The following is a 25,137-nucleotide window of genomic DNA, read 5'->3' as shown; positions in this document are numbered from 1 at the left end:
ATTTTCCCTTTCACTGTTCGCTGAAACCCACTCTTGATATAAGATTCGGCCTCAATCCCTTTTGAAGATCTCTAGTGGATAAACCGCCTGACATTCCAAGATGAGGAAAATCACGGAACAATTCAAAATCCCCTCCCCAAACAAATCCCAGGGATTTTGCTATGGCCGCTACCCTTGTCCACTTTTCGCCCTCTGTCCACAATGTCCGCTTGCCGTCATCACTAACAATGACAAAATCTACAGCAAGTCCATAGTTATGCAAGGACTGGCCAGCTCTGGCATAAGTCACGATAGGCATTGATTTATTCGTTCTGCCCCGTTCATACAATTCATTTTGTTCTGGGAAACTTCGATAACCAGCTGTTATTTGAACAAATATCCCCGCTTCATAAGCTAATTTAACTACTTCGAGTATCGTCTCGTTCACGACCGGGTCCATACCGCCTCCCATATTTTCCTTTGCGCGATTCAATAGGGTTTGTAATTTGATGGCCATCCTAGCACCTCCCCTATATTAAATGCGAACAACACTGTAGGCGGAAAGGCATTTTTATATTTTTTTCTTGGGGAATTGATGGAGTGAAGATTATCTAAAAAAATGACAATGGGCTGAACACAGGTGATATTAATCATCCCCTGGTCCAGCCCTCTAGTTCATTTAGCCAATACATCCTCGTATTCTTCATTTTTTTCAAATTGTTTTTGAACGAACGAACATACCGGAACAATTTTCAGTTTTTCCTCCCTTGCGAATCCTATTACCTTTTCAACAAGGGCATTTCCTACCTTTTGTCCGCGCAGCTTGTCAGAAACAACGGTATGATCGACCGTGATTTCATCATCACCTGATTTAAAGAATGTGATTTCCGCTAATTTCTCACCAGATTCTTCGACAAAAAAAGAACTTTCACCTTTTCTAATATCAACCATGTTAATGACCTCCTTTTAGTTCCTCTTTATCATATCTCACAAAATGGAAATTAAACAAATATTTAAAATGCGATTGAAATTGAATAAAGTAAAGTACTTTCAAAAGTTTTAATGATAGCATTGCCCATGTGAAGTTTATTCACAAACTGATGGTGGCTAATATATATTTTTTCAAGAAAGGCAAAACTTGACCGATTTTTCCTTACCGCTTATATGCCCTTCCGGTACTTCAAATTTCACCATGGCTACGTGCACAACACTGTATTTAATGTAATAAAAAGGTTTTAATTATTCCAGTTTGTCGACAATAGGGTTCAGAAAATTTATCTTTCATCAAATGATGCCCCCGAATCAACGGACACAAAGTAGCCATACCTTCAAACCTTAAGTATGATTTCCATCTGAATTTTATTACGAAGTTGATTGTAGAGGAAGGTGCGAGACTCCTGCGGGAAAAGCGCGTCTAGAGGAGATCAGCCGAGGAGGCTCCCGGGCCGCCCGCGGAAAGCGAGTGCCTGGATCGGAAATCAACGTCCAAATTGTAAACACCATAAAATTACTGCAGGCAACAGGTTTTCTTCGAATTTTCTACAGTCTGAATAATTCTTCATAACCTGAAATACAGTGTTTTTCAAGCTTTCGTTTTTTGATTGCATTTAATCAATGGAAGAAATCTTCCCGTAATGATGTAAGAATAAGTATATAATAGTAGAAATTGAAAAAAACTGCCCTTTAAATGTTAGGACAGTTTTACACTTTTATGAAAACAAAATATAAAATGATCATCGATAACAATATGAACATAAAAACAGCGATTAGAATAACGTCGAACTCGAGGGCCGGAATGTCCCTTCATAGATTTGCCGCTTCTTCTGAAGATAACCGAACTTCGCCAGCACTGTAATCACAAGGCCCAATGCACATGTAAACATCCCCAGCACGATACTAATCAGGTCAATCCGGGGATCCCGATGCACACCAAACGTAAAATGTATGCTAGTCGCAAGAAAACCAACCCCCACTATCGCAATCACCGTTCTTACCCAGGCTAAAAGGTACGTTCATTAGCCAGCTGCTGCTGGACATATTTCAATTGGTTTTTCTCCATGTCATCACCTTAATAAAATCAGTCATCTTTTCAGGAGTGAAAAGGCCCTGAACATAGACCCGACAAACATAAGCCCTGCACCGCCGAGCAATAAATATATACATAGAGTTTTATCAATAACATTCAAAGGATAAAGTAAGGCCCCCAGCGCTATGATTGCTCCTATCCCCGTTATGGTCCATCCTATTTTTTTCATTCGCAACTCCTAAAATAAATTATTTAGTGAAGGTCTCCACTGGTTTCCCCCTATTTCATAAACAGGACCCTCATTATTAGCTTAAACCATTTAAAAACTTACAACAAGTGAGATCCTCTGATTTTTTTCCCACAAAAAAAGAGCCACAAATGACTCCCTGTTTTAAAGGCCACTTACAAGTCAGTGGATTTCATTCTATTGTATCCCCGTTCTTCGTATGGCTGTATTTTTTCCATCCACATTTCTTCAAGTTTTTTCAATTCCCGTTTAACATCAAAAAATCCTGTTTCTTTCGGCTTCAATACTTCCAGCACCTCAAAAGAAAAAGCATCTTTCCCATATTGGTTCCACTCACCTTGCAGCACTTTATTGGTGTTTGTTCCGACTTCCAATTCAAATTGTTTCCCCTTCAACGTCTTTAAATTCCTCGTGCTTCCGATAAAAACTTTATTATTTACCGTATTTCTGATTTGGTATACACCTGCTTCAACTTTCGTTTCTTTATATAATTGCTTCAATTCTTTTTTACGATCCATTTTTCTTGCCTCCAGTCATCATTTCTTCAGCCAATATTGGCTCCCATCAGGCTTTCTATCCAAAAATCCATATTCTATTAAATACCTTCTCAAAAGAACGTGATCATGATAAACGGCACCCAAAATTTGATTGATTTCTTTTTCTTCGTATTTCCGCTCATTTTCAAATCGGTTCATAATTTCTTGAAGAATGATCAGCCTTTGTTTTTCCTTTGGCGGGAAAGACTTTAATGCATCCTGACTGCCTTTAGGGAAGTACTTTTTCAGTACAGTCACCTTTTCATCCTCGGTAACGTTATAACGATCATCAACCATCGTCGCTTTTTGATGAAGCGGGATAAATGCCGGCGCATGTTCATCTTTATCTTTCAAAAGTTCCATCAGGGCTAAAAACAACTTAGCCTGACGCTCTTTTTCTTTCAACACAAAACGATGGTTCCGAATGGTGGACGGACTGCCTATCCCCATTTCCTCCTGAACTTCAGCATCATTCTTCCCTTGGAAAAATAGGCGAAGAAGGCGGTTTTGATGGTCCGTGAGACCTGTAAGTTTTTTATCGAGATCGATCAAGTATTCAAAAACGGAGTTGTGTGCATGTTCAATATGAATCCGCATATACCTCTTTGCTTCATAAAGAACCCCATCTTTCGGGTATACCACCCCCTTTTCAACTGCATTTCCGCACAGCAAACAAACATATTGGTTCTCACCTTCTATATACCCTTGTTTAAGCTCATCCTGAGATGCGCTCCAAAACATTTCAGCGTTCTTCATAAAACAAACACTTCCCTATAAAGTTTATAATATAATAAACATAATATTAATTCGTTTGAATTATGTCAATGTTTTTTCTAATTTAACTCCAGCAAATTATCCAAAGATGAACTTGATGGCCAGAGGGCTTCATAACATACAATACAGCTGACAGGCGATACACCATCCATTAAACGAAACGATCCCCATGACACTAATGCCGTATAGCACATTGAATAATAAGCTTAATTTCCCCAATAATATGCTATATAAGCGTGAATAAGCTTTAGAGGAGGATATATATTGAAAGATGAAAACAATGCTATTGTTCCATCAATCCATAACACCGATTTACACAAGGCAATACAACATTTATCTGAACAATTCAAGGTATCACTGCCAGAATTACGCGATACGATTGAATTACTTATACAAAACCAATCAAGTGGGATGCAGCTTAGTTTAGGAGATGATAAAAGTTCCCCCGTCGAAGAATTGAATACGGCAATAATCAAAAACCGTGAAATCATTAAAAAAAATCTCCAAACATTAAATAGAATTTGATATAGAAAAAAGGCATCCGATTATGGATGCCTGAATTTGTAGACAAACTCGATAATAATTGGTTTTTGTTATCCGAACGTTGATTTCCACTCGAGGCACTCGCTTTCCGCGGTCCGGGAGCCTCCTCGGCGCCCTTTGCGCCTGCGGAGTCTCCCTTGGACGCGCTTTCCCCGCAGGAGTCTCGCACACCGGCTCCAATCAACTTTGCTTTAAAATTCAGATACAAACTCAGGCATCCAATCATGGATGCCTGAGTTTGTGGAACATATGAAATTCCTAATATAAGTCCTTCGTTGAGCTCTTTAAGTATTAGCTAGGCACAAACTTAAGTATCCCTTCCAGATAAACACCTTGCTCTTTTCGTGTGCATTCCCTCAACTTGATTCTTCCTTCTTTTTCTAACTCCTTGGCTAATTGGACCACTTCTGTTCCATCTTCGGTTATTTCGACTGAGAAGAAATTGCCCCGAGTGGAAGTTTGAATGAACTTGAATAATCTATCTTTATTCATTTAAACATCTCCTTATTTATAACAAGTTCGACATAAAAGGTCATCCACCTGCGATAAATATGAAATAAAAAACTTCTTGTCGTCATACGAACTTTAACAGTTAAAAGGATAGCAAATTTAAATTACCCTCGTTGTCTTAAGCCAAAAGTAAAAAAGCCAAAACCTTTGAAGGTTTTGGCTTTTTTTAGTAGTGTCCCAGGAGAGATTCGAACTCCCGACCGACGCCTTAGAAGGGCGTTGCTCTATCCAGCTGAGCTACTGAGACGTTTATGATATAAGTTGCGGTAAAACTTATGTATTACCTTAACTGTTCCCTTAGGACACTTCTTATTATAGTAGGATATCAAAAGAAAGTCAACGCTTTTTCAAAAAAAGTTTTTTCTTTTTTTAATAACCAGGAAGCGGGGAAAAACGCTTCCTGTTCATTATACATGAAGTCATTCCATTTGATAAGCATTTCTTAGTTCTTCAACGATTTTTCCTTCAAGGTCATAATAGATGATTTCAAGTTGGTCATTTCCGATTTCCAAAATGGCATAGGTTTTTTCTTTTCGTCCACGCGGCTGACGTATGCTTCCCGGGTTGATGAAGAGCTTGCCGTCAATCAATTCAGAGCCTGCAGCGTGGGAATGACCAAAGCAAACAATATCCGCCCCTGTCTCTTCACTTTTATAAGATAGGTTCATCAAGGTCATATTTATGTTATAGAGGTGTCCATGTGTAAGGAAGAAACGCTTGCCTGCGATGTTCTCCACAATGTCATTCGGATATGCCGAATCATAGTCACAATTCCCGCGTACGGCTAAGAACCCCGACATGTGAGGGTCATTTCTTTCCAACTCTGAATCACCGCAATGGATCATGGCTGCAACCTCTTGTTTATGACGGTCGGTAATCATGCTGATTTCATGAGTTAAGCCATGACTGTCACTCATTATTAGCACTTTCATCGTCACATTCCTTCTTCCCTTTTTAGAAATAGATCAAGTTTTTCATCTAGAGCCCTCAATGCATTGGCACGGTGGCTGATTTTGTTTTTTTCCTCTTTTGTCAATTCTGCGTTTGTTTTACCCTGTTCCTCAACAAAAAAGATGGGATCATAACCAAATCCATTCGCTCCTGAAGGCCGTTCTGTAATCAAGCCTTCCATCGTTCCCGATACCGTAATCGTTTCCTGGTTGGGTGACGCTAGTGCCAATGCGCAATAAAACCTCGCCGTTCTATCCTCTTTTGGCACGCCTTCCAGTTCCCGGAGGACTTTTTCCGTGTTCGCTTCATCACTCTTGGACTCTCCAGCATAGCGCGCAGAATATACGCCTGGACGGCCCTCCAATGCATCTACAATCAATCCGGAATCATCAGCAATGACAAAACGGCCTAGCTGATGGGCAATGGCCTCTGCCTTCAGGATTGCATTTTCTTCAAATGTCGTCCCTGTTTCCTCAACATCCGGAGCATCCGGTACATCAAGAAGTGTTTTGACTTCATATCCTTTAGCAGAGAATAAGCTTTCGAACTCCTTTGCTTTCCCTTTATTTTTCGTTGCAATTATTACTGTCTTCATTTTTCATTTCACCCTTTTTCATTTTATCGGCATGTGAGCTCTTTTCGGTCTAAGAAAGAATTTGCTGTACTCATTATATGTTAAGCCGCTTATTCTCCAGTGCCAAACGGACGAATTCAACGCTGCCTTTCATGATCAATAACGGCTGCTGAATTTTCCAGATAAGTTAAGTCTAACACAACTCCCTCATCTGAAATAACCTGAAACTTATAAACTAACGCTTGTAATTTTCACTATGTTCAATATGGATATTAACTTTTATGTTATTTATTGAAGTCTTATCAAAGGAATTAATAATTCTGTTATCCCACTTATTGACATGGTATCTGTATGCCTTTTCACTTATGTTAAATAGGTCTGTATTGATTTTCTCCCCCGTCTCCAATGTCTTCAAAATATCATGCTTAACTTTTGTTTCTACCTTTTTTTCGATTTTTTCCATATCCAAGTTAGCTATATTTTGTTTCAATATTCCATTTGCTCTAACCTCTAAGTCATATAAGGGTTTCTTTTGTTGTTCCAATACTATGATGTTTGTTTTAGGGTCCATGATTTCAACACTTACCTTTTGTTTGTTCAGGGAAAAAAACATTACTGTCGCCTTGTTTTCAACCCATTTTAAACCTATCAAATCTTGTTTACTTACGTACCCTTTATATTGTTGTTTTGATAAAACATAGCCGCCATTCAACGTTGGTATCTTCTTTTCTTTCCCGCCCTCTGAGTAATGATGCTCATTTATGACCAAAGAGGGAATTAAAATGGAACCAACCGGTTGATAAAACTTCGAAACCAGTTCACTGAATTTTAACGGGGAAATGAAATAGTTCTCGTTAATAACGGTCTCTGGCCTTTGAATGATCGTGAATAAGTTAGGAAGATTAAAGAAACTATCACTGTCAAACACCTTTTTAATATCCTTTTTCGTAACGAACAGCCATGAATTGTATCGCAATAAGGGCTCTTTTCCTACATATTCAATGAAATCCTTCATTTTATTCTTGATTACATTCTCACTTAAAATGAAGGAGTTAATATGCCCGATATAAAGCGGTAATGCGGCATGTTGTTCTAATTCGGTAAATGCTTCCTCGATACTTTCCCCTTTACCTTCCCCAATGACAACAGTAGATCTTTCTTGTAATGCAGTGGCCCCCTCTTGTTTTGCTATATCCGCAAAATTCAACGCTTGAAAGTATATGATGAATTCACCCTCTTTATAATCGATCCCTAGAGCGGATCCATATGTTTGAGCTTGAATTTCCTTCATTCCCCAGCATCCTGTCGTCAATAAAAGTTGACAGCCAATAACCATGACTGCAATTAGCTTTCTCATTTGTTCGACTCCTTTTGCGGTTCATTATCACTGGACTGTATAGCTTGATTCCGCTGCCTTAACATCCCATACGGAAGCTTGAATAAGACTTTTAACATATCCGATTTATTCGGTTTGGAAAATGGATTCACAAAAGGCTGTCCGAAACTTTCCAAGGAAACCACAACAATCAAGATAAGGAATATTCCCATGAAGAATCCAAACAAGCCTAAAAACGCTGAACAAGCAAATATGAATAACCTTATAAGAACGATATTTCCAGCAATATTCTGATTGATTAAGGTATAGCTTGAGAGAACTGTAACAGCTATTACTACTAACATGGAGGGTGAAGTCAGCCCTGCCCGAATCGCTGCATCACCTATAATCAATCCACCCAACACAGAAACCGTCGGACCTACAGCTTTTGGCAGGCGAAGACCAGCTTCTTTAAATAGTTCAAACAATATGATCATCATGAATGCCTCTAAAGAAGCAGGTATCGGTAATCCTTGTCTCGTGATTGAAATCGTCGCAAGAAGCGAAAAGGGAATTTGGTCGAATTGATAGGAAACTAACGCTATAAAAAAACCCGGTAACGCAACCGTTACAAATAAGGCGACTACACGAATGATGCGCATAAAACTAATGTAAAAAAAGCTTGCATGTGCGTCATCAGCAGAATAAAGTAACTGATTAATACTGGTCGGTCCGATCAAGCATGTGGGATTCCCGTCCACCAGGATGGCAAAGCGTCCTTGATTCAAGGATTCAACAACATAGTCCGGTCGACCGATATAATCCATTAAAGGGAAGATGGAAAGTTGAGTATCATATAGGAGTTCTTCAACTTGATAACTGCTGACTATGATATCAACATTTAATGAATCCAATCGTTTTTTAATATCCAAAAGAATCGAAGGATTAATAATGTCATCTATATAAAGTAGCAATATTTTGGTTTTACTTCTTTTCCCGATTGTATATTCAATGCATTTAAGTGTTGACGTTTTTAACCTTTGGCGAATTAAAGACATGTTATCCGATATATTCTCAATAAATCCATCTCTAGGTCCGCGAATGGAAGATTCTATATTGGACTCTTCCGGACTACGCTTAGGGGAGTTAGCTAATGGAGTATAGTAAATTTCATTAGAAGATTCATTAATAATGATTAGGTCTCCTGAAAATAGAATGCTTTCTACTTCCTCTTTTAAATCGGCGTCTTTTTTTAGCGTACTGATCTCCATAATATTGCTTAGTTGATCAATTGTTAATTCCCCATTTTCTTGAACCGCTTTTGATATTGTAGGCAGTATCACTTCATTGATAAATTGCATATCGACTAAGTTTGGCGCATATAAAAACCCCAACAAATAACGACCTTCAGGATCAAATGTTTTTTTTCTTAAAACAACATCAGAGGAATGTTCGAACCATTTTTGGATTTGGTCAACGCAAGAAGGAGTTCCATTCAATTTTCCCTTCCTCATAATGTTTCACCTTTTCCTTTTCCCTTTTTTATAATAAGGAATAACAGTATAATTGCAGCACTCAAGAGAAACAGACTACTGATCGGAAAGAAATATTTGTATATAAAATAAAAAAATGAAGTGGCATCCCAATGGATTAGCGTTCCAATAACAATTAATGAATATAGTGAGAGCAGTATCCACTTCTGATGTTTTGAATTTGAGATTAATTTATATCCTATAAATAAACATAAACTTATTCGAATCATGGCACCTGAAAGCCATTGGAAAATGGACAGGAAATCGAGTCGAGTAATATAATAGCCAAACCTTAACAACTTCCACTGTTCATAAGCTGGATTCCTCATTTTCACTGCTTCCACAGAACCAAATTCTGCAATCGCCCCAATCAGGGGTCCTAACGTAAGCATGATTAAAATTAAACTAACTAATAAAAGCCACTTGGCTTTTAGCTTATCTTTCAGGTAAGGAGTCAAAAATAAAAAAACGATAATTTCTAAATATCCTGCACTCGTATACAAAATACCATTTAGAGTATTGCGATACCCGCTTTCAAATATCGGGAACAATAATTCGTAATTCTTATTACTCGTATTCCCCAGCCCCACAAATATCCCAAAAAAAGTGACGAACGGAAGAAACAGTAGAGCCAAAGTACTTATGGTGCGTATTCCTTTATAAGTTGCAAAAATACAAATAAAAGTGAATAGGCTAACGACTACAATGTTCGGTATGTCATGAGTATAATTAGCTTTTGCCCAAATCACTGTAAACTTGACGGTAATGAAGGCGTTAAATATAAAGTACAACCCAAATGCTATAGTGAAAATATATGTAACAAAAGGTGTAGACCATTTTTTTAGAAAAGCGATTATATCTTCTTTATCTAGTTTTTTATAAATATAAAAAATAAATAGGGTCCAAACGATACATGGAACAACACTTATTATGACACTTATCCATGCGTCGCGTTGAGATGCGGTCAATATATTGGGAAGGAGTAGGACATGTACCATGAATCCTGTATTCATGATGATTAAAACATAGATGTGTAAAGCCTGAATGATCTTTTGATCCATAATATCCCCCCATTAATTACACGATTAAAAGTAATTTCCCCTTTTAAAAATTTATTTATGTAAAAACTTTCTCTTGATACTAGAAATGCTTTGCGGCGGCATTAGTATTCAACTAAAAACAATGTATACAACAGGTGCAATAACAGCGTGGTAATTCAATTGTGGAATAAAAAATAGAGGCAGCTGCAGGCTGCCTCATTGTGATTTCCAGATATAAATTGCTCTTTAAAAACTACCTGTGTTGACTTTCTCTGGACGGACCACTGGTTCGGATAATTTCTTGCCTTCTTCATTAAGAACATCTGCGCTGCCCTGCACTTGCACTTCAACGCTTTCAATTCCTTTCTGTTCCGTTAAGGAAAGGACCAAGGCATCAAGGACTTCTTGTGATACCTTTTTCTCTTTAAAGCTTCCAAGGATATTTTCATTAAAATTGAGGCTGACCTTACCTTCTGCGACTTTAGGCTCGTCAAGTAAAGCTACATCACTCATGAACCCTGTTTGCAGGCTTGAACCTGAAGGACTCTTCGTTAATTCCTGAATGACCGCTGTTACATTATCAGACACCGTTTCGCTGATCCTGCGTGTCACCGGAACATAATAGGTGTACTCCTCGTCACCGCCTACATAATAAACGGTCAGTGATTTGGTATTGGAAATGTCGACTACGTCACTCGTATCGATATTGATTCCTGACGACCTTGAGACATTCTCATCTATCGGTGTGCCATTGACAGGCATTTCGGATATATCTTCCCCATTAATTCTCATTTGGATTTTCTCGACCGAGTCGAATTGTGTCAGTGTCCATGTAATGGCTTGGAGGATTTTAAGTTCATCCTCTTTCTGATAATTTTTGAACTCCGGCGAAAAGTCCGCCACAGCCACTCCGTCTTTAATGTTCACGCTTATTTGGGTATCGGCAGGAATGACGGCCCTGAATCCATTCGGAAGTTTATCCGTGACAGGTCCGTTAGTGACAAGGTAATCAAGAGCCTGTTTGGCAACAGCTTCCGATTTAGGAAGTTCCAATGTTTGTGGAACCACATACCCGCTTTTATCAATTAAATATAACTCCGTCTTCACTGTTTTCGTTTCAACAGCGCCCTCTTCTCCATCAGTCGCGGGCTTTTCCTCACCATTCATTTCTGTTTCTTTTAATGAAGATTCATCCTCGACTAATGAAACATCCTTCGGCGGATCTATTTCCTTTTTCTCTTCACCGCCAAATAATCCACAGCCTGAAAGCCAAAAAGAAGATGCCAGAATGGTCACAGCCATTGTTACTTTTGATTTATTGGACATAAAATCACTCCTAGGACAGTTTGTACTCCTATTTATACGAGCCCTAGGGGAAAATAGACCAATTATTTTTCTCTTTGATAATGGGGCTGGGCAATTTGCCCGTTTGTCAGCTTCACTGGGATTTCGGGACTACCTGAATGGAACAATCGAATCCGATTCCCCAATATAACCGGAATGATGGACAGAATCATTTCATCCACCTGCGTTTCCCTTATGAAATCACCCACTAATTCTGCACTGCCGACAAGCCAGATCCTTGAACCTTCTTTCTGTCTTCCGATGAAATCATCTACATCTTCGTCCATAACCCTTTCGCACTTCTTGAAAGCAGGCTTTATGTTGATAGGGAAATTCTTGTTCCAAAATATGAATCTGTCATATGTCTCATAATCACCGTATCGATACTAACACCGTCTGTTCAAGACAAGAAAAAAAGACTTCCAAATGGAAGTCTTATAAGTGATCGATTTTAATTGTTTCAATGGTATTGACATGAATACCGAGCCAGCTCGACGCGATGGAACCAAACATATCTCTGGAACCGGTTGTATAAAAGCGATGAACTGGGCGGAGCTTGCTTTTATTGATTAATTTATAGTAATCCAAAATGACACTTGCCTCACGGGCGGTTTCTTCCCCAGAGGAAATGACTTGTACTTCATCCCCCATATAGGAAGAGATTACAGGCCCCAGCAGTGGATAATGGGTACATCCAAGGATCAATGTATCGATCTTCGTTTTCTTCAACGGGTTCAAGGTCTGTGCCACGACCCTATTGACGATACCCCCTTCAAACTCCCCGCTTTCTACGATTGGGACAAATTTCGGGCATGCTAAACTATCTACTTTCACATCGGAATTGATGGAGGCAAGCGCGTCGTCATATGCTTTGCTTTTCACCGTGCCTTCCGTACCAATCACGCCAATATGCAAGGAATCAGAAACTTTCAATGCCGCCCTTGCCCCTGGATGGATGACACCCAACACAGGAATCGGAAGTGTTGCCCTGATTTCATCCAGTACAGCTGCAGTCGCTGTATTGCAGGCGATGATCAGCATTTTTATTTCCTTCTTCATCAAAAACCTCGTCATTTGCCATGTAAAGGTTTGGACATCTTTTTTGGTCCTTGGCCCATAAGGGCATCTTGCTGTATCACCTAAGTAAATTATATTTTCATTTGGAAGCTGACGCATGACTTCTTTAGCTACTGTCAAACCGCCTACCCCTGAATCAATGATGCCTATCGGTTGTTTCAAAAAACTCGCCTCATTTTTCTTTCATTTCTTGATGTAGTTTTACTAGAATCCCTTTGAGGGACATGATGTCAGATTCGTTAAAATTGACTAACACGCCACTCAAGTACTGCTGCCGTTTATTAATCACTTCTTCGATTATCCGTTCACCTTCTTCAAGAAGGTGAATTCGAACCACACGCCGGTCCTTTTCATCCCTGACACGCTGGACAAGCTGATGTTTCTCCATGCGGTCAATCAGATCCGTCGTTGTGCTGAAGGCGAGAAACATCTTCGTGGACAATTCGCCAATCGTCATGTCACCTGATTCAAAAAGCCATTGCAAAGCCACGAATTGAGGAATGGTAATTTTATAATCATGGAGAATTTCTCTCCCCCTTTGTTTAAGCCATGACGATACATAGCGCAATTCCCTCTCGATATCGGCTACATATGCCGCCTGCTTCTCTTCATCCATACACACAGCTCCCCACTTCATGAAACTTATCATACTACCATTTTGGATGAAAGTGAAATGATTTTCAAGATTGATTACCTGGAATCATAATGAAACGCTCTCATAAAAATAAGCAGCATCCAAAGAAGTCAAAACAACCAAATTGTTTTGCCCTTCCTTATATGCTGCCAATGAACGGGAGAGAAAATATTTATTAGGCTTACGTATTAAGAGTTAACACATTAAAGCTTAAGTTCTCCCATACGAAGGAGTTCTATGACTGCCTGCGAACGTCCTTTAACTCCAAGCTTCTGCATCGCATTCGAAATATGGTTTCGAACTGTTTTTTCGCTAATAAACAATTCACCTGCGATTTCTTTTGTTGTTTTGTCTTGTACTAGTAACTCAAATACTTCTTTTTCTCTTTTGGTGAGTAGTGGCTTATGAGTGAATTCGTTCTCCTTCAAGTAATGTTACCCTCCTTGCCTTCACCAGCATAAAACCCGGAGTGGGTGTCTATTTAGTCAAGATATAGTATGTCGGCTGGGGCAATGGAGTGACTATTTTACTTGTCTAAATGGAAATATTTTTAGGAATGTTCCAGCACAGTTTGCCACATCGAGTGCTTCATCTCTTCCGTCCAAGGTATCGGCTTTCCGGTGGCCTTGGAGACTTGCACAATCGTCCCCCTGCCCGTTAAACAAATTGATCCATCCTGTTTGGTCCCCATATAATGTATGTCCACTGAAGAATTTCCGATATGGTCAGCTTTCACATGGATCGTCAATCGATCATTGAAAAAAACCTGCTTCAGGTAATCACACTGTAAGTTAGCAACAACCGGCATCTCACAGCATTCAGCAGAGGTCCAATCCGACATGAATCCCATGCTATTGAAATACTCAATCCGTGCTTCCTCAAAATAAGTAAAAGGAATCGTGTTATTCAAGTGCCCAAACATATCAGTTTCTGAAAAGCGGACCTTAATCTCATGTTTAAAGGAAAAATCATTGATCCACTCCGTTATATTATCGATATATGATATTTTGCCCAACTTGTGCACACCCTTTCTGAAATGAATGACTATTCACTCATTTTATAAGAAAAAAGCCATAATGAAAAGTATTTTATATTGGAAGATGTTTAATTTTATCATTCTCACTTCATTAATTTAGTCATTCAGCATTTGCGGGTGCCACAAATCATTTTACACATCAATCCAAGCTATCAATCGATAAAAAAAGAACCCATACCATAAGATATAGGTTCTTTCATGTTCATTATTAAACTTCATCGCTGCCGAAGAAGTTACGGAATTGTTGGATCGTAGTATCACGGTTCAACGCTGCAATCGAAGTAGTTAATGGAATGCCTTTAGGGCAAGACTGCACACAGTTTTGTGAGTTACCGCAGTTTGCAAGTCCTCCATCACCCATGATTGTATTTAAACGTTCAGCTTTGTTCATTGCACCTGTTGGATGTGCGTTGAACAACCGAACTTGTGATAATGGTTGTGGCCCCATGAAGTCTGAATTGCTGTTTACGTTCGGACAAGCTTCCAAACAAACACCGCAAGTCATACATTTAGATAACTCGTAAGCCCATTGACGTTTCTTTTCTGGCATACGCGGTCCCGGTCCAAGATTGTACGTTCCATCGATTGGAATCCATGCTTTTACCTTTTTCAATGAGTCGAACATACGGCTGCGATCGACTTGCAGGTCACGAACAACAGGGAATGTACGCATTGGAGCTAGACGAACTGGCTGCTCCAATTGATCGATAAGAGCTGTACATGATTGTCTTGGTTTACCATTGATAACCATTGAACAAGCACCACATACCTCTTCAAGACAGTTCATGTCCCATGCGATTGCTGTAGTGTGCTTGCCTTGTACAGTTACCGGATTACGACGAATTTCCATAAGAGCCGAAATTACGTTCATATTCGGGCGGTATGCTAATTCGAATTCCTCATCATAAGGAGCTGAATCCGGTGTATCTTGACGAGTGATTATAAAACGGACTGTTTTAGTCTCAGATTTAGTTTCAACCATTTTTTTGCTCCCCCTCTTTAGTGTTTCGTAGTGTAGTCACGTTTACGCGGTGCGATCAGTGATACATCAATATCTTCATAATGGAATTCTGGTGCTTGATCCAAGCCTTTGAATGTTGCCATAGTAGTTTTCATGAATTCCTCATCATTACGTTCTGGGAAATCAGGTTTGTAATGCGCTCCGCGGCTTTCGTCACGGTTTAACGCACCAATTGTGATTACACGAGCCAATTGCATCATGTTTTGCAGCTGTCTAGTGAATGCAGCTCCTTGGTTACTCCATTTAGCCGTGTCATTGATGTTAATTTTCTTGTAACGTTCCATTAGTTCAAGTATCTTGTTATCCGTTTCTTTCAGCTTGTCATTGTAACGAACTACAGTAACATGCTGTGTCATCCACTCACCAAGTTCTTTGTGAAGGACGTACGCATTTTCGTTACCATCAAGAGACATGACTTCATTCCATTTCTCCTGTTCTTGTTTTTCGTACCCTTCATACAATGAAGAAGGAATGGATTCTGAAGTTTTATCAAGGCCTTCAATATATTTAACGGCGTTCGGTCCAGCGACTGAACCACCATAGATTGCAGAAAGAAGTGAGTTAGCACCAAGACGGTTACCGCCATGTTGTGAGTAATCACACTCACCTGCAGCGAATAAACCTTTGATGTTAGTCATTTGGTCATAATCCACCCAAAGTCCGCCCATAGAATAGTGAACCGCAGGGAAAATTTTCATTGGAACTTTACGAGGATCTTCACCCATGAATTTCTCGTAGATTTCAATGATTCCGCCAAGTTTAATATCAAGTAATTTCGGATCTTTATGTGATAGATCCAGGTAAACCATGTTTTCTCCATTAATGCCAAGCTTCATGTTCATGCAAACGTCGAAGATTTCACGAGTCGCGATATCACGAGGTACTAGATTACCATAAGCAGGGTATTTTTCTTCAAGGAAATACCAAGGTTTTCCGTCTTTATATGTCCAGATACGTCCACCTTCACCACGAGCGGATTCACTCATTAGACGAAGTTTGTCATCTCCAGGGATTGCTGTCGGGTGAATTTGAATGAACTCACCATTTGCATAATTTACACCTTGTTGATAAACGATGGAAGCTGCTGAACCTGTATTGATCATTGAGTTAGTTGATTTACCGAAAATGATTCCAGGGCCGCCGCTCGCCATGATGACTGCGTCTCCAGGGAATGATTTGATTTCCATTGAAGTCAGGTTTTGAGCTACGATACCGCGTGCTGTTTGCTCATCATCGATTACAGCTCCAAGGAATTCCCAGCCTTCATATTTCGTTACAAGGCCTTCAACTTCATAACGGCGAACCTGCTCGTCCAATGCGTAAAGTAATTGCTGACCAGTTGTTGCACCAGCGAATGCTGTACGGCTATGTTGAGTACCACCGAAACGACGGAAATCAAGAAGACCTTCCGGAGTACGGTTGAACATAACACCCATACGGTCAAACATATGGATGATCGATGGTGCTGCTTCGCACATCGCTTTAACCGGCGGTTGGTTAGCCAAGAAATCTCCGCCATAAACTGTATCGTCGAAGTGGATATATGGAGAATCCCCTTCACCTTTTGTATTTACTGCCCCGTTGATTCCGCCTTGGGCACAAACTGAGTGAGAGCGTTTAACAGGCACTAAAGAAAATAAATCAACCTGTTGTCCCAGCTCTGCTGCTTTGATCGTAGCCATTAATCCAGCTAGACCTCCACCAACGATAACTATTTTACCTTTACCCAATTCTGTCACTCCCTTATTTCCATTAGCCAAGCTATGTTTTTCCTAATTCTTATAAATGAACTCTATCTTCTTATACGAAAGCGAAAATTGCGCTGATTCCGATATAAGAAAGAAGAACGAAAACGATCAATGTAAAGTAAGTCATGATTCTTTGCGATCTTGGTGAAACTGTAAGACCCCAGCTAACTGCAAATGACCATAATCCATTAGCAAAGTGGAAGATTGCCGAGATAATACCAACAATATAGAACACAATCATAAATGGACTAGAGAAAATTTCAGCCATCATGTCAAAGTTAACTTCAGCACCCATAGCTGCTTGAATTCTAGTTGCCCATATATGCCAAACAAGGAAAATCAACGTTATGATTCCAGTTAGACGTTGTAGCATGAACATCCAGTTACGGAAGAAACTAAATCTGCCTAAATTGTTTTTTGCTGTAAAGGCAATATAAATTCCGTACACAGCATGGAAAATGAGCGGTAGATAGATGACGACCCATTCTACCAGAATCTTCACGGGCGTATACTCAATTAAATGAACTGCCCCATTAAAAGTCTCTTCTCCTTTTGTTGCCATAAAGTTTACCGATAAATGAAAAATTAGGAATAGACCAATTGGAATTACTCCTAGAAGTGAATGAAGCCTGCGATTTCCAAACTCACGATTTTTTGCCACTAAGTGCCCCCCCTTAATTTGTGAAAAATCATGCAAAGATAAACTGGTGGCTACCTTTTATCTCCGCGTGAAAATACAGTATAGAGTCAAAAAAACTCCTCTATACTTCCTTTACAATTATGTGACATGTCCATTTTACTCCTGACTTCTATATGCGTCAAGAAAACGGATACAAGAAATCTCTTTTTCAGAATAGATTTTATTGGATTAAATTAGCTATTTTTTGTATGTCAAGATGATATTTTAAATAAATTTCTAATTTAACTATTAATATCTCGATATAATTTCTCATTTTTTTCCAATTGATATTTAAATAAATAAAAAACAGTATAATTTGCAAAAGAAATACGTTTATAATAGATTTACAGAAAGAGGCGATAAATTATGAAAAAAAATATTGCTGCTGCGATAGAAGAAGAGATTCAAACTGAAGAAATTCAAACTGAAGAATTCCTGGTTCCAGCTTTCGGATACGAATTAATCAGAGAAGTTCTATTGAACGATATTCTCGGAAAAGACTCTAATCAAATCCTCTATTGGGCAGGTAAACAATTAGCAAGAAAATTCCCATTGAATGGCGATCAGGAAGTGATTGAATTTTTTCAAAGCGCTGGATGGGGCAATCTGGAAATCTTGAAGTATACAAAACACGAGATGGAATTATCCCTGACGGGTGAAATAATCAGCCGCCGCCTGGATTTACACCCTGATTGTCACTTCCAACTTGAAGCCGGTTTCCTTGCCGAGCAGTTTACACTGCAAAAAAAATTCCTCAGCGAATCAACGGAAGAAATTAAACGCCGCGCAAAAAAAGTGATATTCACCATCCAATGGGATCCCAGAGATCCAATCTAATGAGCCCTTAAAACAGACTTACCCTTTTTACCGGAAGTCTGTTTTTTATTGGACTCCTGACACTTAAGCTAGCACATTTGCATGCTGACCTAGTTTAAATGCTTCATGAAGAGATTCGACCGCCTTCACCATTTCCTTTTCATTGACGACAGTCGAAACTTTAATTTCCGATGTGCTGACCATTTTCACCTGGATGCCTGTATTGGCCATCACTTCAAACATCTCGGCAGCCACTCCCGGATTGGATACCATACCAGAACCGACGATGGACACTTTTGCCAATCCGCTCTCCGTTTCGACTCGGTCGAATCCCAATTGTTCTTTATTATTTTCCAGCACGATCAAGGCCGCTTCCGTATCTTCACTTTTTGTGGAAAAAGATAGATTGGTCGTATCCTCGGCAGTCATGCTTTGAATGATGATGTCCACATTAATCCGGTTTTTCGCAAGTGTTGTGAAGATTGTGGATAATGCACCAAGTGATTGGGGCAAACCATATATTGTGACCCTCGTAATACTGTCTTCAAAAGCAATCCCGCGTACAATTAAGTTTTCTTCCATAGTTGCTTCCTCCTCAATGATCGTTCCTGATTCTCTCTCCATGCTTGAACGGACTTCAAGCGGTATTTGATAATTTTTTGCATATTCGACAGCCCTTGGATGAAGGACGCCCGCCCCCAAGTTGGCAAGTTCCAGCATTTCATCATAAGAAATCGATTGGAGTTTTCGTGCGCCTTTTATGTAGCGAGGGTCCGTTGTGAAAACACCCGTTACATCCGTATAAATATCGCATCTATCCGCATTCAGCGCTGCAGCGATGGCAACCGCTGTCGTATCGGAACCGCCTCGCCCTAAGGTAGTGATTTCCCCATTTGCATCGTTCCCCTGGAAACCAGCCACGACCACTATTTTCTTCTCCTGAAGCTGAGCTTGGATCCTCGTGGCATCGATGTTTAAAATCCGGGCATTCCCATGAACGGATTCCGTTTGCATGCCAGCCTGCCAGCCAGTATACGAAATGGCTTCATGTCCTTCTTCAATCAATGCCATCGTTAACAGGGAAATCGTTACCTGTTCCCCCGTAGTCAATAGCATATCCATTTCCCTCTTGCTCGGGGTTCCGGAAATATCCCGGGCCATGGAAACCAATTGATCCGTGGTTTTCCCCATGGCTGAAACAACGACGACTACCTCATTTCCATTCTGCGCTTCCTCGATTACCCGATTGGCAACATTTTTGATTTTTTCTACGCTTCCGACGGATGTTCCGCCAAATTTTTGAACGATTAATGCCATCCTCATGCACCCTCTCTACCTTTTTAGGCAATAAAAAAAGCAATGAGAAATATCTCATTGCTGTGATCACATATCTAAATACTGTAAACACAGTGAGATAGCTCTCCAGGGTATAAACCCTGACAATCCGCCATTTATTAAATGTCGGACCAGGAAAACAAGGTATGAGTCTTGTCTTCCTTCGGCGTCATCCCCTTTCAAAACCTTTCATGGAAGCTCATACTTCTCCAGGTTTTTACTCTTGAATTCCGCACCTCTATCAGCACTTTTAAGTTGTCTAGTTAAAAATTCTTTTTAATCATAGCATAGAGATTTATCGGTAGCAAGATTATTCTTGTAATTTTCTAACGATTCCCTCTGCTACCCCTTTTGGCATGCCAGCTTCCATGATTTCCTCGGCGGTTGCCTCTTTGATTTTCTTCAATGATCCAAAATGCCTTAATAATTGCTTCCTTCGCTTTTCCCCGACTCCTGGAATATCATCAAGCTGGGAGTGAACTGCATTTTTCCCGCGTAGCTGACGATGGAATGTAATCGCGAACCGATGCACTTCATCCTGAATTCTTTGCAATAGGTAAAATTCCTGGCTCCGTGAATCAAGAGGTACGATTTCAAGCGGATTTCCGATCATCAATTGCGAGGTCCTATGCTTTTCATCCTTAATGAGGCCTGAAAGTGGAATATCAAGGCCCAATTCATTTTCCAGAATATCCCGTACGGCTTCAACATGTCCCTTTCCGCCATCAATGATGATCAAGTCCGGAAGCGGCAGCCCTTCTTTCAATACCCGTGAATACCTTCTTCTGACCACTTCACGCATCGATTCATAATCATCAGGCCCTTGGACCGTCTTGATCTTATATTTGCGGTACTCCCTTTTTTCCGGCTTTCCATCAATGAACACGACTAAAGCGGAAACTGGGTCACTTCCCTGGATGTTGGAGTTATCGAAAGCTTCAATTCGATGCGGGGTGTAGATACCCAGTTGCTTCCCGAGGTTTTCCACCGCATTGATCGTTCTTTCTTCATCCCTTTCAATCAAAGAGAATTTTTCCTGAAGCGCGATGGAGGCATTTTTATTCGCCAATTTAAGCATGTCTTTTTTCGCTCCCCGTTTCGGGTGAATCGTTTTGACACCAAGCAGCCCTTCGGCCATTTCGGCATCCACTGATTCAGGCAGCAAGATTTCCTTTGGTTTAAAGTGGTTCGTAATCTCGTAAAACTGACCGAGGAATGTAAGAAGTTCCTGTTCGGGTTCATCGTAGACCGGAAAAAGTGAAACATCCCTTTCTATTAATTTACCCTGCCGGACAAAAAATACCTGAACGCACATCCAGCCTTTATCATAGGCAAAACCAAATACATCCCTGTCGATGAAATCTGTCGTCATCATTTTCTGCTTCTCCATCGTAATATCGATATGGGCAATTTTGTCACGGAACTCCTTGGCCCTCTCGAAATCGAGATCTTCCGATGCCTCCAGCATTTTTTCAGTCAGTTCTTTTTTTATTTCAGTATGCCCGCCGTTCAAGAACCTGTTGATATCATCCACCATTTTTTTATATTCCTGTTCCTCTACATCATATACACATGGGGCCAGGCACTGGCCAAGGTGATAGTAGAGACAAACGCGATCAGGTAAAGTATTGCATTTTCTAAGGGGATAGATGCGGTCGAGCAATTTTTTCGTTTCGTTAGCTGCAAATGCATTCGGATAAGGACCGAAATATTTACCTTTGTCTTTTTTGACTTTTCGCGTAATGATTAGACGTGGGTGGCGTTCCGCAGTCAGCTTTATGAAGGGATACGTCTTATCATCCTTTAGCATGACATTATATTTTGGGTCATGTTTTTTGATTAAGTTCAACTCTAAAATAAGAGCCTCGATATTGGAAGAGGTGACAATATATTCAAAATCCTCAATTTCATTCACGAGCCGGAATGTTTTTCCGTCATGAGATCCCGTGAAATAAGAACGGACACGATTTTTCAACACTTTCGCTTTGCCTACATAGATGATCGTTCCCTGACGATCTTTCATTAAATAACAACCAGGTTGATCGGGAAGAAGGGCAAGTTTATTCTTTATTTGTTGATTCACGCATTCAGCCTCCTGTTCTCCCTTTTTTACAATTATTATATATCAAGATAGCGAAAAAAGCTTCAAGTCCGCAGACTTGAAGCTTTTTTTAGCTAACCTACTATTACGCGTGTTTTGAAATAAGTTCAGCAAGTGCTTCTTTAGGTTGGAAACCAACAACCTTATCAACCACTTCACCGTCTTTAAGCACGATTAATGTAGGGATGCTCATCACACCAAATTTTCCAGCTGTTTCTTGGTTTTCATCCACATCCACTTTTACGATTTTTGCTGTATCGCCAATTTCAGTATCAAGCTCTTGAAGAACAGGAGCGATCATTTTACAAGGTCCGCACCATGGAGCCCAAAAATCTACAAGAACGACACCTTCGCTAGTATCTGTTGTGAACGTTTGGTCAGTTGCATTTATAATTGCCATATATATTTCCTCCTCAAATTTACTCAAATAACTAAAAACAGTATATCATTGTTGCTCGAATCGATGCTAATATTTTGCTTCAGTGGTAGGATGTCCAAAGAAAGAGTAAATATGCAGGCCAAATAAAGGGGCAAGACATGTATCGGCTTATGCCAAATGTCTTGCCCCTCATCTGTATTATTTCTATTACGCGTTAACTTTAAGTTTTTTGAATTCTTCCGTTAGTAACGGAACGACTTCGAAAAGGTCTCCGACAATTCCATAATCCGCCACATTGAATATGTTAGCTTCCGGGTCTTTATTGATCGCAACGATAACCTTCGAGTTGGACATCCCAGCTAAGTGCTGGATCGCACCGGAAATTCCGCAGGCGATATAAAGGTCAGGTGTTACGACTTTACCCGTTTGCCCGATTTGCAGAGAGTAATCGCAATAATCCGCATCACATGCTCCGCGGGAAGCTCCTACCGCTCCGCCAAGAACTTGTGCCAGTTCCTTTAATGGTTCAAAACCATCTTCACTTTTCACGCCGCGGCCACCAGCGATGATTACTTTCGCTTCTGAAAGGTCGACCCCTTCACTGGCTTTTCTTACAACATCTTTAATGATTGTACGTAAATCCTTGATATCCACACTTAATGTAGAAACATCACCAGAGCGGGACTCATCTTTCGCTAATGGTTCGATATTGTTCGGACGGATTGTCGCGAATATCACGCCATCTGTTACAATTTTCTTTTCAAATGCCTTACCGGAATAGATCGGACGGGTGAAAACGATATTTCCGCCTTCTTCTTCAATGGATGTAACGTCAGAGATCAATCCTGATTCAAGCTTTCCAGCCAATTTTGGTGCAAGGTCTTTTCCTAGGGCCGTATGTCCAAAGAATATTCCTTCTGGTTTTTCCTGTTCGATGACGGCAAGCAAGCTTTGCGCATAACCATCTGAAGTATATTGTTTCAATTGATCATTTTCGACTGCAACAACCCGGTCTGCCCCATACTGGATCAATTCATTTCCGAAATTTTGAACACTGTCACCAACCAAGACACCTACTATTTCCCCGCCATCTGCAGCAAGTTTAGCCGCACCGATAGCTTCAAATGATACATTTCTCAGTGAACCGTCACGAACTTCGCCCAATACAAGAAACTTTCTAGCCATTTATAAAAACCTCCTGTGCACTATTTTATCTTTTTGTCGTGTGTTGTTATTTTGAAAAAGTACCGTTTCGATTAAATCACTTTTGCTTCGCTTCGTAATAATTGAACAAGTTCGCTTACTTGATCACCGATTTCGCCGTTTAATACTTTTCCAGCTTCTTTTTTAGCAGGAAGGTAAATTTCAATCGTTTTTGTTTTTGCCTCAACATCTTCTTCTTCCAAATCCAGGTCATCCAATTCCAATTCTTCAAGCGGTTTTTTCTTCGCTTTCATGATTCCCGGCAATGATGGATAACGTGGTTCGTTTAGCCCTTGCTGAGCCGTCACCAACAACGGAAGGGATGCTTCGATCGTTTCAGAGTCCCCTTCGACATCACGGATAACGCTTACATTTCCATTTTCGATGTCCAGCTTAGTAATGGTAGTAATATAGGGAATTTCTAAAATTTCGGCCACGCGTGGTCCCACTTGACCAGAACCGCCATCAATTGCAACGTTCCCTGCAATGATTAAATCGGCATTTTTATCTTTTAAGTATTCGCCTATAATTTTGGCAGTCGTGAATTGGTCTCCATTTTCAATATCGTCTTCTATATTTATCAATACGGCTTTGTCAGCACCCATTGCCAGCGCCGTACGTAATTGCTTTTCAGCCTCTTCGGTTCCGACGGAAATAACCGTTACTTCGCCGCCTTGTGCATCACGCACCTGGATTGCTTCTTCAACTGCATACTCATCGTATGGATTAATGATGAATTCTGCTCCATCCTCATTAATTTTCCCGTTGGATAGAGTAATTTTTTCTTCTGTATCAAATGTTCTTTTCAGCAGTACATAAATGTTCACGATAATACCTCCCGAATAGTTTGAGTTTTGAAGATTATGAATTTTATTGATATATAGTATTGTATTCTACAGATTTCATCAAAATCCTGCATGATATATAAAAATAGTTATTTATACTCGAATCATCATTTCCCTGTGAATACAGCTTCCCTTTTTTCAATGAAAGCGCCGATTCCTTCTTGTGCATCAGCAGTATCGAAAGCTTGGCCAAAGAGGGCGGCTTCCCTTTCCACACCTTTATGGTAGGCATCATGCTTGGAATAATTTAATAACTCTATGGCCGACTTTAAAGCAAGCGGGCTTTTCTTGGCAATTTTATTGGCTAGTTCTTTAGCTTTCGGAATCAATTCTTCATCCGTGAAGGCATGATTCGCCAATCCGCATTGTACAGCTTGGGTACCTGAAATCGGTTCACTTGTAAACAGCATTTCAGCTGCCTTTGCCATGCCCACATAACGAGGAAGACGTTGGGTCCCAGCAAATCCAGGGATTAAGCCCAACTGCAGCTCAGGCAAACCCAGTTTAGCCCTTTCGGTTACCAAACGGATGTGACAGGCCATGGCCAGCTCCAATCCTCCGCCAAGGGCCGCTCCATGGATGGCTGCAATGACCGGTTTTGGGAAAGATTCGATTTTCTCAAAAACAGATTGCCCGTTCTTGGTCAGCTTCTCGAAAGCTTTCCCGTCTTTCACTTCCGTAAACTCCTTAATGTCTGCTCCTGCAGAGAAGAATCTTCCTTCACCATGAAGAAGGACAACCCGTACGGCGTCATCATTCTCAATTTGGTCGAAAGCCTGTGACAGCTCTCCGATGATAGCCGAAGAAAGTGCATTTGCAGGTGCATGATCAATCGTTATAAAAGCCACATGATTTTCGACAGAAAGCTTAAGATATTCCATTTCAATCCCTC

Annotated in this window: 29 protein-coding genes, 1 tRNA gene and 1 riboswitch; of the genes, 2 read left to right on the top strand and 28 right to left on the bottom strand. The window is 40.2% G+C overall.

The features are described 5' to 3' along the window. Positions 1-10 precede the first annotated feature (10 nt). The 6 genes from ACQKMF_RS03705 to ACQKMF_RS03680 form a co-directional block, all read right to left on the bottom strand. Positions 11-496 (bottom strand): M15 family metallopeptidase, encoded by a 486-nt coding sequence (locus ACQKMF_RS03705; protein WP_427571819.1) that lies wholly within the window; start codon positions 494-496, stop codon positions 11-13. Positions 497-654: 158 nt separating this feature from the next. Continuing rightward, positions 655-930, bottom strand: coding sequence for a GNAT family N-acetyltransferase (locus tag ACQKMF_RS03700; protein ID WP_101222823.1), 276 nt, complete (start codon positions 928-930; stop codon positions 655-657). Between the two features lie 815 nt (positions 931-1,745). Then, positions 1,746-1,952 (bottom strand): hypothetical protein, encoded by a 207-nt coding sequence (locus tag ACQKMF_RS03695; RefSeq protein WP_427571817.1) that lies wholly within the window; start codon positions 1,950-1,952, stop codon positions 1,746-1,748. A 108-nt stretch (positions 1,953-2,060) separates the two neighbouring features. After that, a complete protein-coding gene (locus ACQKMF_RS03690; protein ID WP_170971560.1) occupies positions 2,061-2,234 on the bottom strand; it encodes a hypothetical protein in 174 nt (57 codons plus the stop codon). Positions 2,235-2,407: 173 nt separating this feature from the next. Continuing rightward, positions 2,408-2,770: a GIY-YIG nuclease family protein gene (locus tag ACQKMF_RS03685; RefSeq protein WP_101222824.1), complete on the bottom strand. Its 363-nt coding sequence runs from the start codon at positions 2,768-2,770 to the stop codon at positions 2,408-2,410. Positions 2,771-2,788: 18 nt separating this feature from the next. Further along, on the bottom strand, positions 2,789-3,544 hold the full coding sequence (locus ACQKMF_RS03680; protein ID WP_427571814.1) for a DUF2087 domain-containing protein: 756 nt from the start codon (positions 3,542-3,544) through the stop codon (positions 2,789-2,791). 282 nt (positions 3,545-3,826) lie between these two features. On the opposite strand from ACQKMF_RS03680, the gene ACQKMF_RS03675 reads away from it, so the two are divergent. Further along, a complete protein-coding gene (locus ACQKMF_RS03675) occupies positions 3,827-4,087 on the top strand; it encodes a hypothetical protein (protein ID WP_260358266.1) in 261 nt (86 codons plus the stop codon). 309 nt (positions 4,088-4,396) lie between these two features. On the opposite strand, the gene ACQKMF_RS03670 is transcribed toward ACQKMF_RS03675, so the two are convergent. From ACQKMF_RS03670 to ACQKMF_RS03595, 16 genes are all read right to left on the bottom strand, one after another. Beyond that, positions 4,397-4,597 carry a hypothetical protein gene (locus tag ACQKMF_RS03670; RefSeq protein WP_048688856.1) on the bottom strand — a complete coding sequence of 67 codons (201 nt, stop codon included), beginning with the start codon at positions 4,595-4,597 and terminating at the stop codon, positions 4,397-4,399. A 191-nt stretch (positions 4,598-4,788) separates the two neighbouring features. Further along, positions 4,789-4,862: transfer RNA gene (locus ACQKMF_RS03665), tRNA-Arg, on the bottom strand. A gap of 172 nt (positions 4,863-5,034) precedes the next feature. Further along, entirely contained in the window at positions 5,035-5,547 is a 513-nt protein-coding gene (locus tag ACQKMF_RS03660; protein WP_260358268.1) for a metallophosphoesterase, read from the bottom strand. Between the two features lie 2 nt (positions 5,548-5,549). After that, positions 5,550-6,161, bottom strand: a complete 612-nt coding sequence (locus tag ACQKMF_RS03655) for an XTP/dITP diphosphatase (RefSeq protein WP_101222828.1) — start codon at positions 6,159-6,161, stop codon at positions 5,550-5,552. 214 nt (positions 6,162-6,375) lie between these two features. Continuing rightward, complete coding sequence (locus ACQKMF_RS03650; protein WP_427571811.1) at positions 6,376-7,497, bottom strand: Ger(x)C family spore germination protein; 1,122 nt, start codon at positions 7,495-7,497, stop codon at positions 6,376-6,378. Further along, positions 7,494-8,969 carry a spore germination protein gene (locus ACQKMF_RS03645; RefSeq protein WP_427571809.1) on the bottom strand — a complete coding sequence of 492 codons (1,476 nt, stop codon included), beginning with the start codon at positions 8,967-8,969 and terminating at the stop codon, positions 7,494-7,496. Before ACQKMF_RS03645 ends, ACQKMF_RS03650 begins: the two co-directional genes overlap by 4 nt. Beyond that, complete coding sequence (locus tag ACQKMF_RS03640; protein WP_427571807.1) at positions 8,966-10,048, bottom strand: GerAB/ArcD/ProY family transporter; 1,083 nt, start codon at positions 10,046-10,048, stop codon at positions 8,966-8,968. The genes ACQKMF_RS03645 and ACQKMF_RS03640 overlap by 4 nt, the downstream gene beginning before the upstream one ends. A 225-nt stretch (positions 10,049-10,273) precedes the next feature. Further along, complete coding sequence (locus ACQKMF_RS03635) at positions 10,274-11,353, bottom strand: GerMN domain-containing protein (protein WP_101222832.1); 1,080 nt, start codon at positions 11,351-11,353, stop codon at positions 10,274-10,276. A gap of 62 nt (positions 11,354-11,415) precedes the next feature. Further along, positions 11,416-11,658 (bottom strand): dihydrofolate reductase family protein, encoded by a 243-nt coding sequence (locus ACQKMF_RS03630; RefSeq protein WP_427571805.1) that lies wholly within the window; start codon positions 11,656-11,658, stop codon positions 11,416-11,418. 148 nt (positions 11,659-11,806) lie between these two features. Then, positions 11,807-12,610 (bottom strand): glutamate racemase, encoded by an 804-nt coding sequence (gene racE / locus ACQKMF_RS03625; RefSeq protein ID WP_101222834.1) that lies wholly within the window; start codon positions 12,608-12,610, stop codon positions 11,807-11,809. A gap of 10 nt (positions 12,611-12,620) precedes the next feature. Beyond that, positions 12,621-13,064 carry a MarR family winged helix-turn-helix transcriptional regulator gene (locus ACQKMF_RS03620; RefSeq protein ID WP_101222835.1) on the bottom strand — a complete coding sequence of 148 codons (444 nt, stop codon included), beginning with the start codon at positions 13,062-13,064 and terminating at the stop codon, positions 12,621-12,623. A 221-nt stretch (positions 13,065-13,285) separates the two neighbouring features. Next, the gene (locus ACQKMF_RS03615) at positions 13,286-13,510 is read right to left on the bottom strand and encodes a helix-turn-helix domain-containing protein (protein ID WP_028392149.1); all 225 of its coding nucleotides are present in this window, start codon (positions 13,508-13,510) and stop codon (positions 13,286-13,288) included. A gap of 122 nt (positions 13,511-13,632) precedes the next feature. Beyond that, positions 13,633-14,097: an acyl-CoA thioesterase gene (locus ACQKMF_RS03610; RefSeq protein ID WP_427571802.1), complete on the bottom strand. Its 465-nt coding sequence runs from the start codon at positions 14,095-14,097 to the stop codon at positions 13,633-13,635. Between the two features lie 229 nt (positions 14,098-14,326). Next, a complete protein-coding gene (gene sdhB / locus ACQKMF_RS03605; RefSeq protein ID WP_048689018.1) occupies positions 14,327-15,100 on the bottom strand; it encodes a succinate dehydrogenase iron-sulfur subunit in 774 nt (257 codons plus the stop codon). A 17-nt stretch (positions 15,101-15,117) separates the two neighbouring features. Further along, positions 15,118-16,869, bottom strand: coding sequence for a succinate dehydrogenase flavoprotein subunit (sdhA, locus tag ACQKMF_RS03600; protein WP_095390769.1), 1,752 nt, complete (start codon positions 16,867-16,869; stop codon positions 15,118-15,120). 70 nt (positions 16,870-16,939) lie between these two features. After that, entirely contained in the window at positions 16,940-17,548 is a 609-nt protein-coding gene (locus tag ACQKMF_RS03595) for a succinate dehydrogenase cytochrome b558 subunit (protein WP_034308986.1), read from the bottom strand. A gap of 384 nt (positions 17,549-17,932) precedes the next feature. Here ACQKMF_RS03595 and ACQKMF_RS03590 point away from each other — a divergent pair, with 384 nt between their 5' ends. Beyond that, positions 17,933-18,403 carry a YslB family protein gene (locus ACQKMF_RS03590; RefSeq protein WP_101222837.1) on the top strand — a complete coding sequence of 157 codons (471 nt, stop codon included), beginning with the start codon at positions 17,933-17,935 and terminating at the stop codon, positions 18,401-18,403. A 63-nt stretch (positions 18,404-18,466) separates the two neighbouring features. Here the strand turns inward: ACQKMF_RS03590 and ACQKMF_RS03585 are convergent, their stop codons facing one another. From ACQKMF_RS03585 to ACQKMF_RS03560, 6 genes are all read right to left on the bottom strand, one after another. Beyond that, positions 18,467-19,699 (bottom strand): aspartate kinase, encoded by a 1,233-nt coding sequence (locus tag ACQKMF_RS03585; RefSeq protein ID WP_101222838.1) that lies wholly within the window; start codon positions 19,697-19,699, stop codon positions 18,467-18,469. 90 nt (positions 19,700-19,789) lie between these two features. After that, positions 19,790-19,966: riboswitch (Lysine riboswitch) on the bottom strand. 61 nt (positions 19,967-20,027) lie between these two features. Continuing rightward, positions 20,028-21,800 carry an excinuclease ABC subunit UvrC gene (gene uvrC / locus ACQKMF_RS03580; protein WP_230176777.1) on the bottom strand — a complete coding sequence of 591 codons (1,773 nt, stop codon included), beginning with the start codon at positions 21,798-21,800 and terminating at the stop codon, positions 20,028-20,030. Positions 21,801-21,903: 103 nt separating this feature from the next. After that, the gene (gene trxA, locus ACQKMF_RS03575) at positions 21,904-22,218 is read right to left on the bottom strand and encodes a thioredoxin (protein WP_101222840.1); all 315 of its coding nucleotides are present in this window, start codon (positions 22,216-22,218) and stop codon (positions 21,904-21,906) included. A gap of 186 nt (positions 22,219-22,404) precedes the next feature. After that, on the bottom strand, positions 22,405-23,382 hold the full coding sequence (locus ACQKMF_RS03570; RefSeq protein WP_098370029.1) for an electron transfer flavoprotein subunit alpha/FixB family protein: 978 nt from the start codon (positions 23,380-23,382) through the stop codon (positions 22,405-22,407). Between the two features lie 71 nt (positions 23,383-23,453). After that, complete coding sequence (locus ACQKMF_RS03565) at positions 23,454-24,227, bottom strand: electron transfer flavoprotein subunit beta/FixA family protein (protein WP_101222842.1); 774 nt, start codon at positions 24,225-24,227, stop codon at positions 23,454-23,456. Positions 24,228-24,352: 125 nt separating this feature from the next. Next, a complete protein-coding gene (locus ACQKMF_RS03560; protein WP_427571797.1) occupies positions 24,353-25,126 on the bottom strand; it encodes an enoyl-CoA hydratase in 774 nt (257 codons plus the stop codon). Positions 25,127-25,137: the final 11 nt, after the last annotated feature.

It is taken from the genome of Peribacillus sp. NPDC101480 (assembly GCF_050277335.1).
Lineage (GTDB): Bacteria > Bacillota > Bacilli > Bacillales > DSM-1321 > Peribacillus.
Note: the sequence above shows the minus strand (reverse complement) of the source record. Positions and strands in the feature narration are given on the sequence as shown.

Coding starts and splice junctions, on each gene's coding strand:
- ACQKMF_RS03585 (WP_101222838.1), bottom strand. CDS start 19,699: ATGGCATTAATCGTTCAAAAATTTGGCGGAACATCCGTCGGAAGCGTA.
- trxA (WP_101222840.1), bottom strand. CDS start 22,218: ATGGCAATTATAAATGCAACTGACCAAACGTTCACAACAGATACTAGC.
- ACQKMF_RS03570 (WP_098370029.1), bottom strand. CDS start 23,382: ATGGCTAGAAAGTTTCTTGTATTGGGCGAAGTTCGTGACGGTTCACTG.
- ACQKMF_RS03645 (WP_427571809.1), bottom strand. CDS start 8,969: ATGAGGAAGGGAAAATTGAATGGAACTCCTTCTTGCGTTGACCAAATC.
- ACQKMF_RS03620 (WP_101222835.1), bottom strand. CDS start 13,064: ATGGATGAAGAGAAGCAGGCGGCATATGTAGCCGATATCGAGAGGGAA.
- ACQKMF_RS03590 (WP_101222837.1), top strand. CDS start 17,933: ATGAAAAAAAATATTGCTGCTGCGATAGAAGAAGAGATTCAAACTGAA.
- ACQKMF_RS03635 (WP_101222832.1), bottom strand. CDS start 11,353: ATGTCCAATAAATCAAAAGTAACAATGGCTGTGACCATTCTGGCATCT.
- ACQKMF_RS03560 (WP_427571797.1), bottom strand. CDS start 25,126: ATGGAATATCTTAAGCTTTCTGTCGAAAATCATGTGGCTTTTATAACG.
- ACQKMF_RS03670 (WP_048688856.1), bottom strand. CDS start 4,597: ATGAATAAAGATAGATTATTCAAGTTCATTCAAACTTCCACTCGGGGC.
- ACQKMF_RS03685 (WP_101222824.1), bottom strand. CDS start 2,770: ATGGATCGTAAAAAAGAATTGAAGCAATTATATAAAGAAACGAAAGTT.
- ACQKMF_RS03655 (WP_101222828.1), bottom strand. CDS start 6,161: ATGAAGACAGTAATAATTGCAACGAAAAATAAAGGGAAAGCAAAGGAG.
- ACQKMF_RS03690 (WP_170971560.1), bottom strand. CDS start 2,234: ATGAAAAAAATAGGATGGACCATAACGGGGATAGGAGCAATCATAGCG.
- ACQKMF_RS03660 (WP_260358268.1), bottom strand. CDS start 5,547: ATGAAAGTGCTAATAATGAGTGACAGTCATGGCTTAACTCATGAAATC.
- ACQKMF_RS03700 (WP_101222823.1), bottom strand. CDS start 930: ATGGTTGATATTAGAAAAGGTGAAAGTTCTTTTTTTGTCGAAGAATCT.
- sdhB (WP_048689018.1), bottom strand. CDS start 15,100: ATGGTTGAAACTAAATCTGAGACTAAAACAGTCCGTTTTATAATCACT.
- ACQKMF_RS03640 (WP_427571807.1), bottom strand. CDS start 10,048: ATGGATCAAAAGATCATTCAGGCTTTACACATCTATGTTTTAATCATC.
- ACQKMF_RS03630 (WP_427571805.1), bottom strand. CDS start 11,658: ATGGACGAAGATGTAGATGATTTCATCGGAAGACAGAAAGAAGGTTCA.
- ACQKMF_RS03705 (WP_427571819.1), bottom strand. CDS start 496: ATGGCCATCAAATTACAAACCCTATTGAATCGCGCAAAGGAAAATATG.
- ACQKMF_RS03650 (WP_427571811.1), bottom strand. CDS start 7,497: ATGAGAAAGCTAATTGCAGTCATGGTTATTGGCTGTCAACTTTTATTG.
- ACQKMF_RS03680 (WP_427571814.1), bottom strand. CDS start 3,544: ATGAAGAACGCTGAAATGTTTTGGAGCGCATCTCAGGATGAGCTTAAA.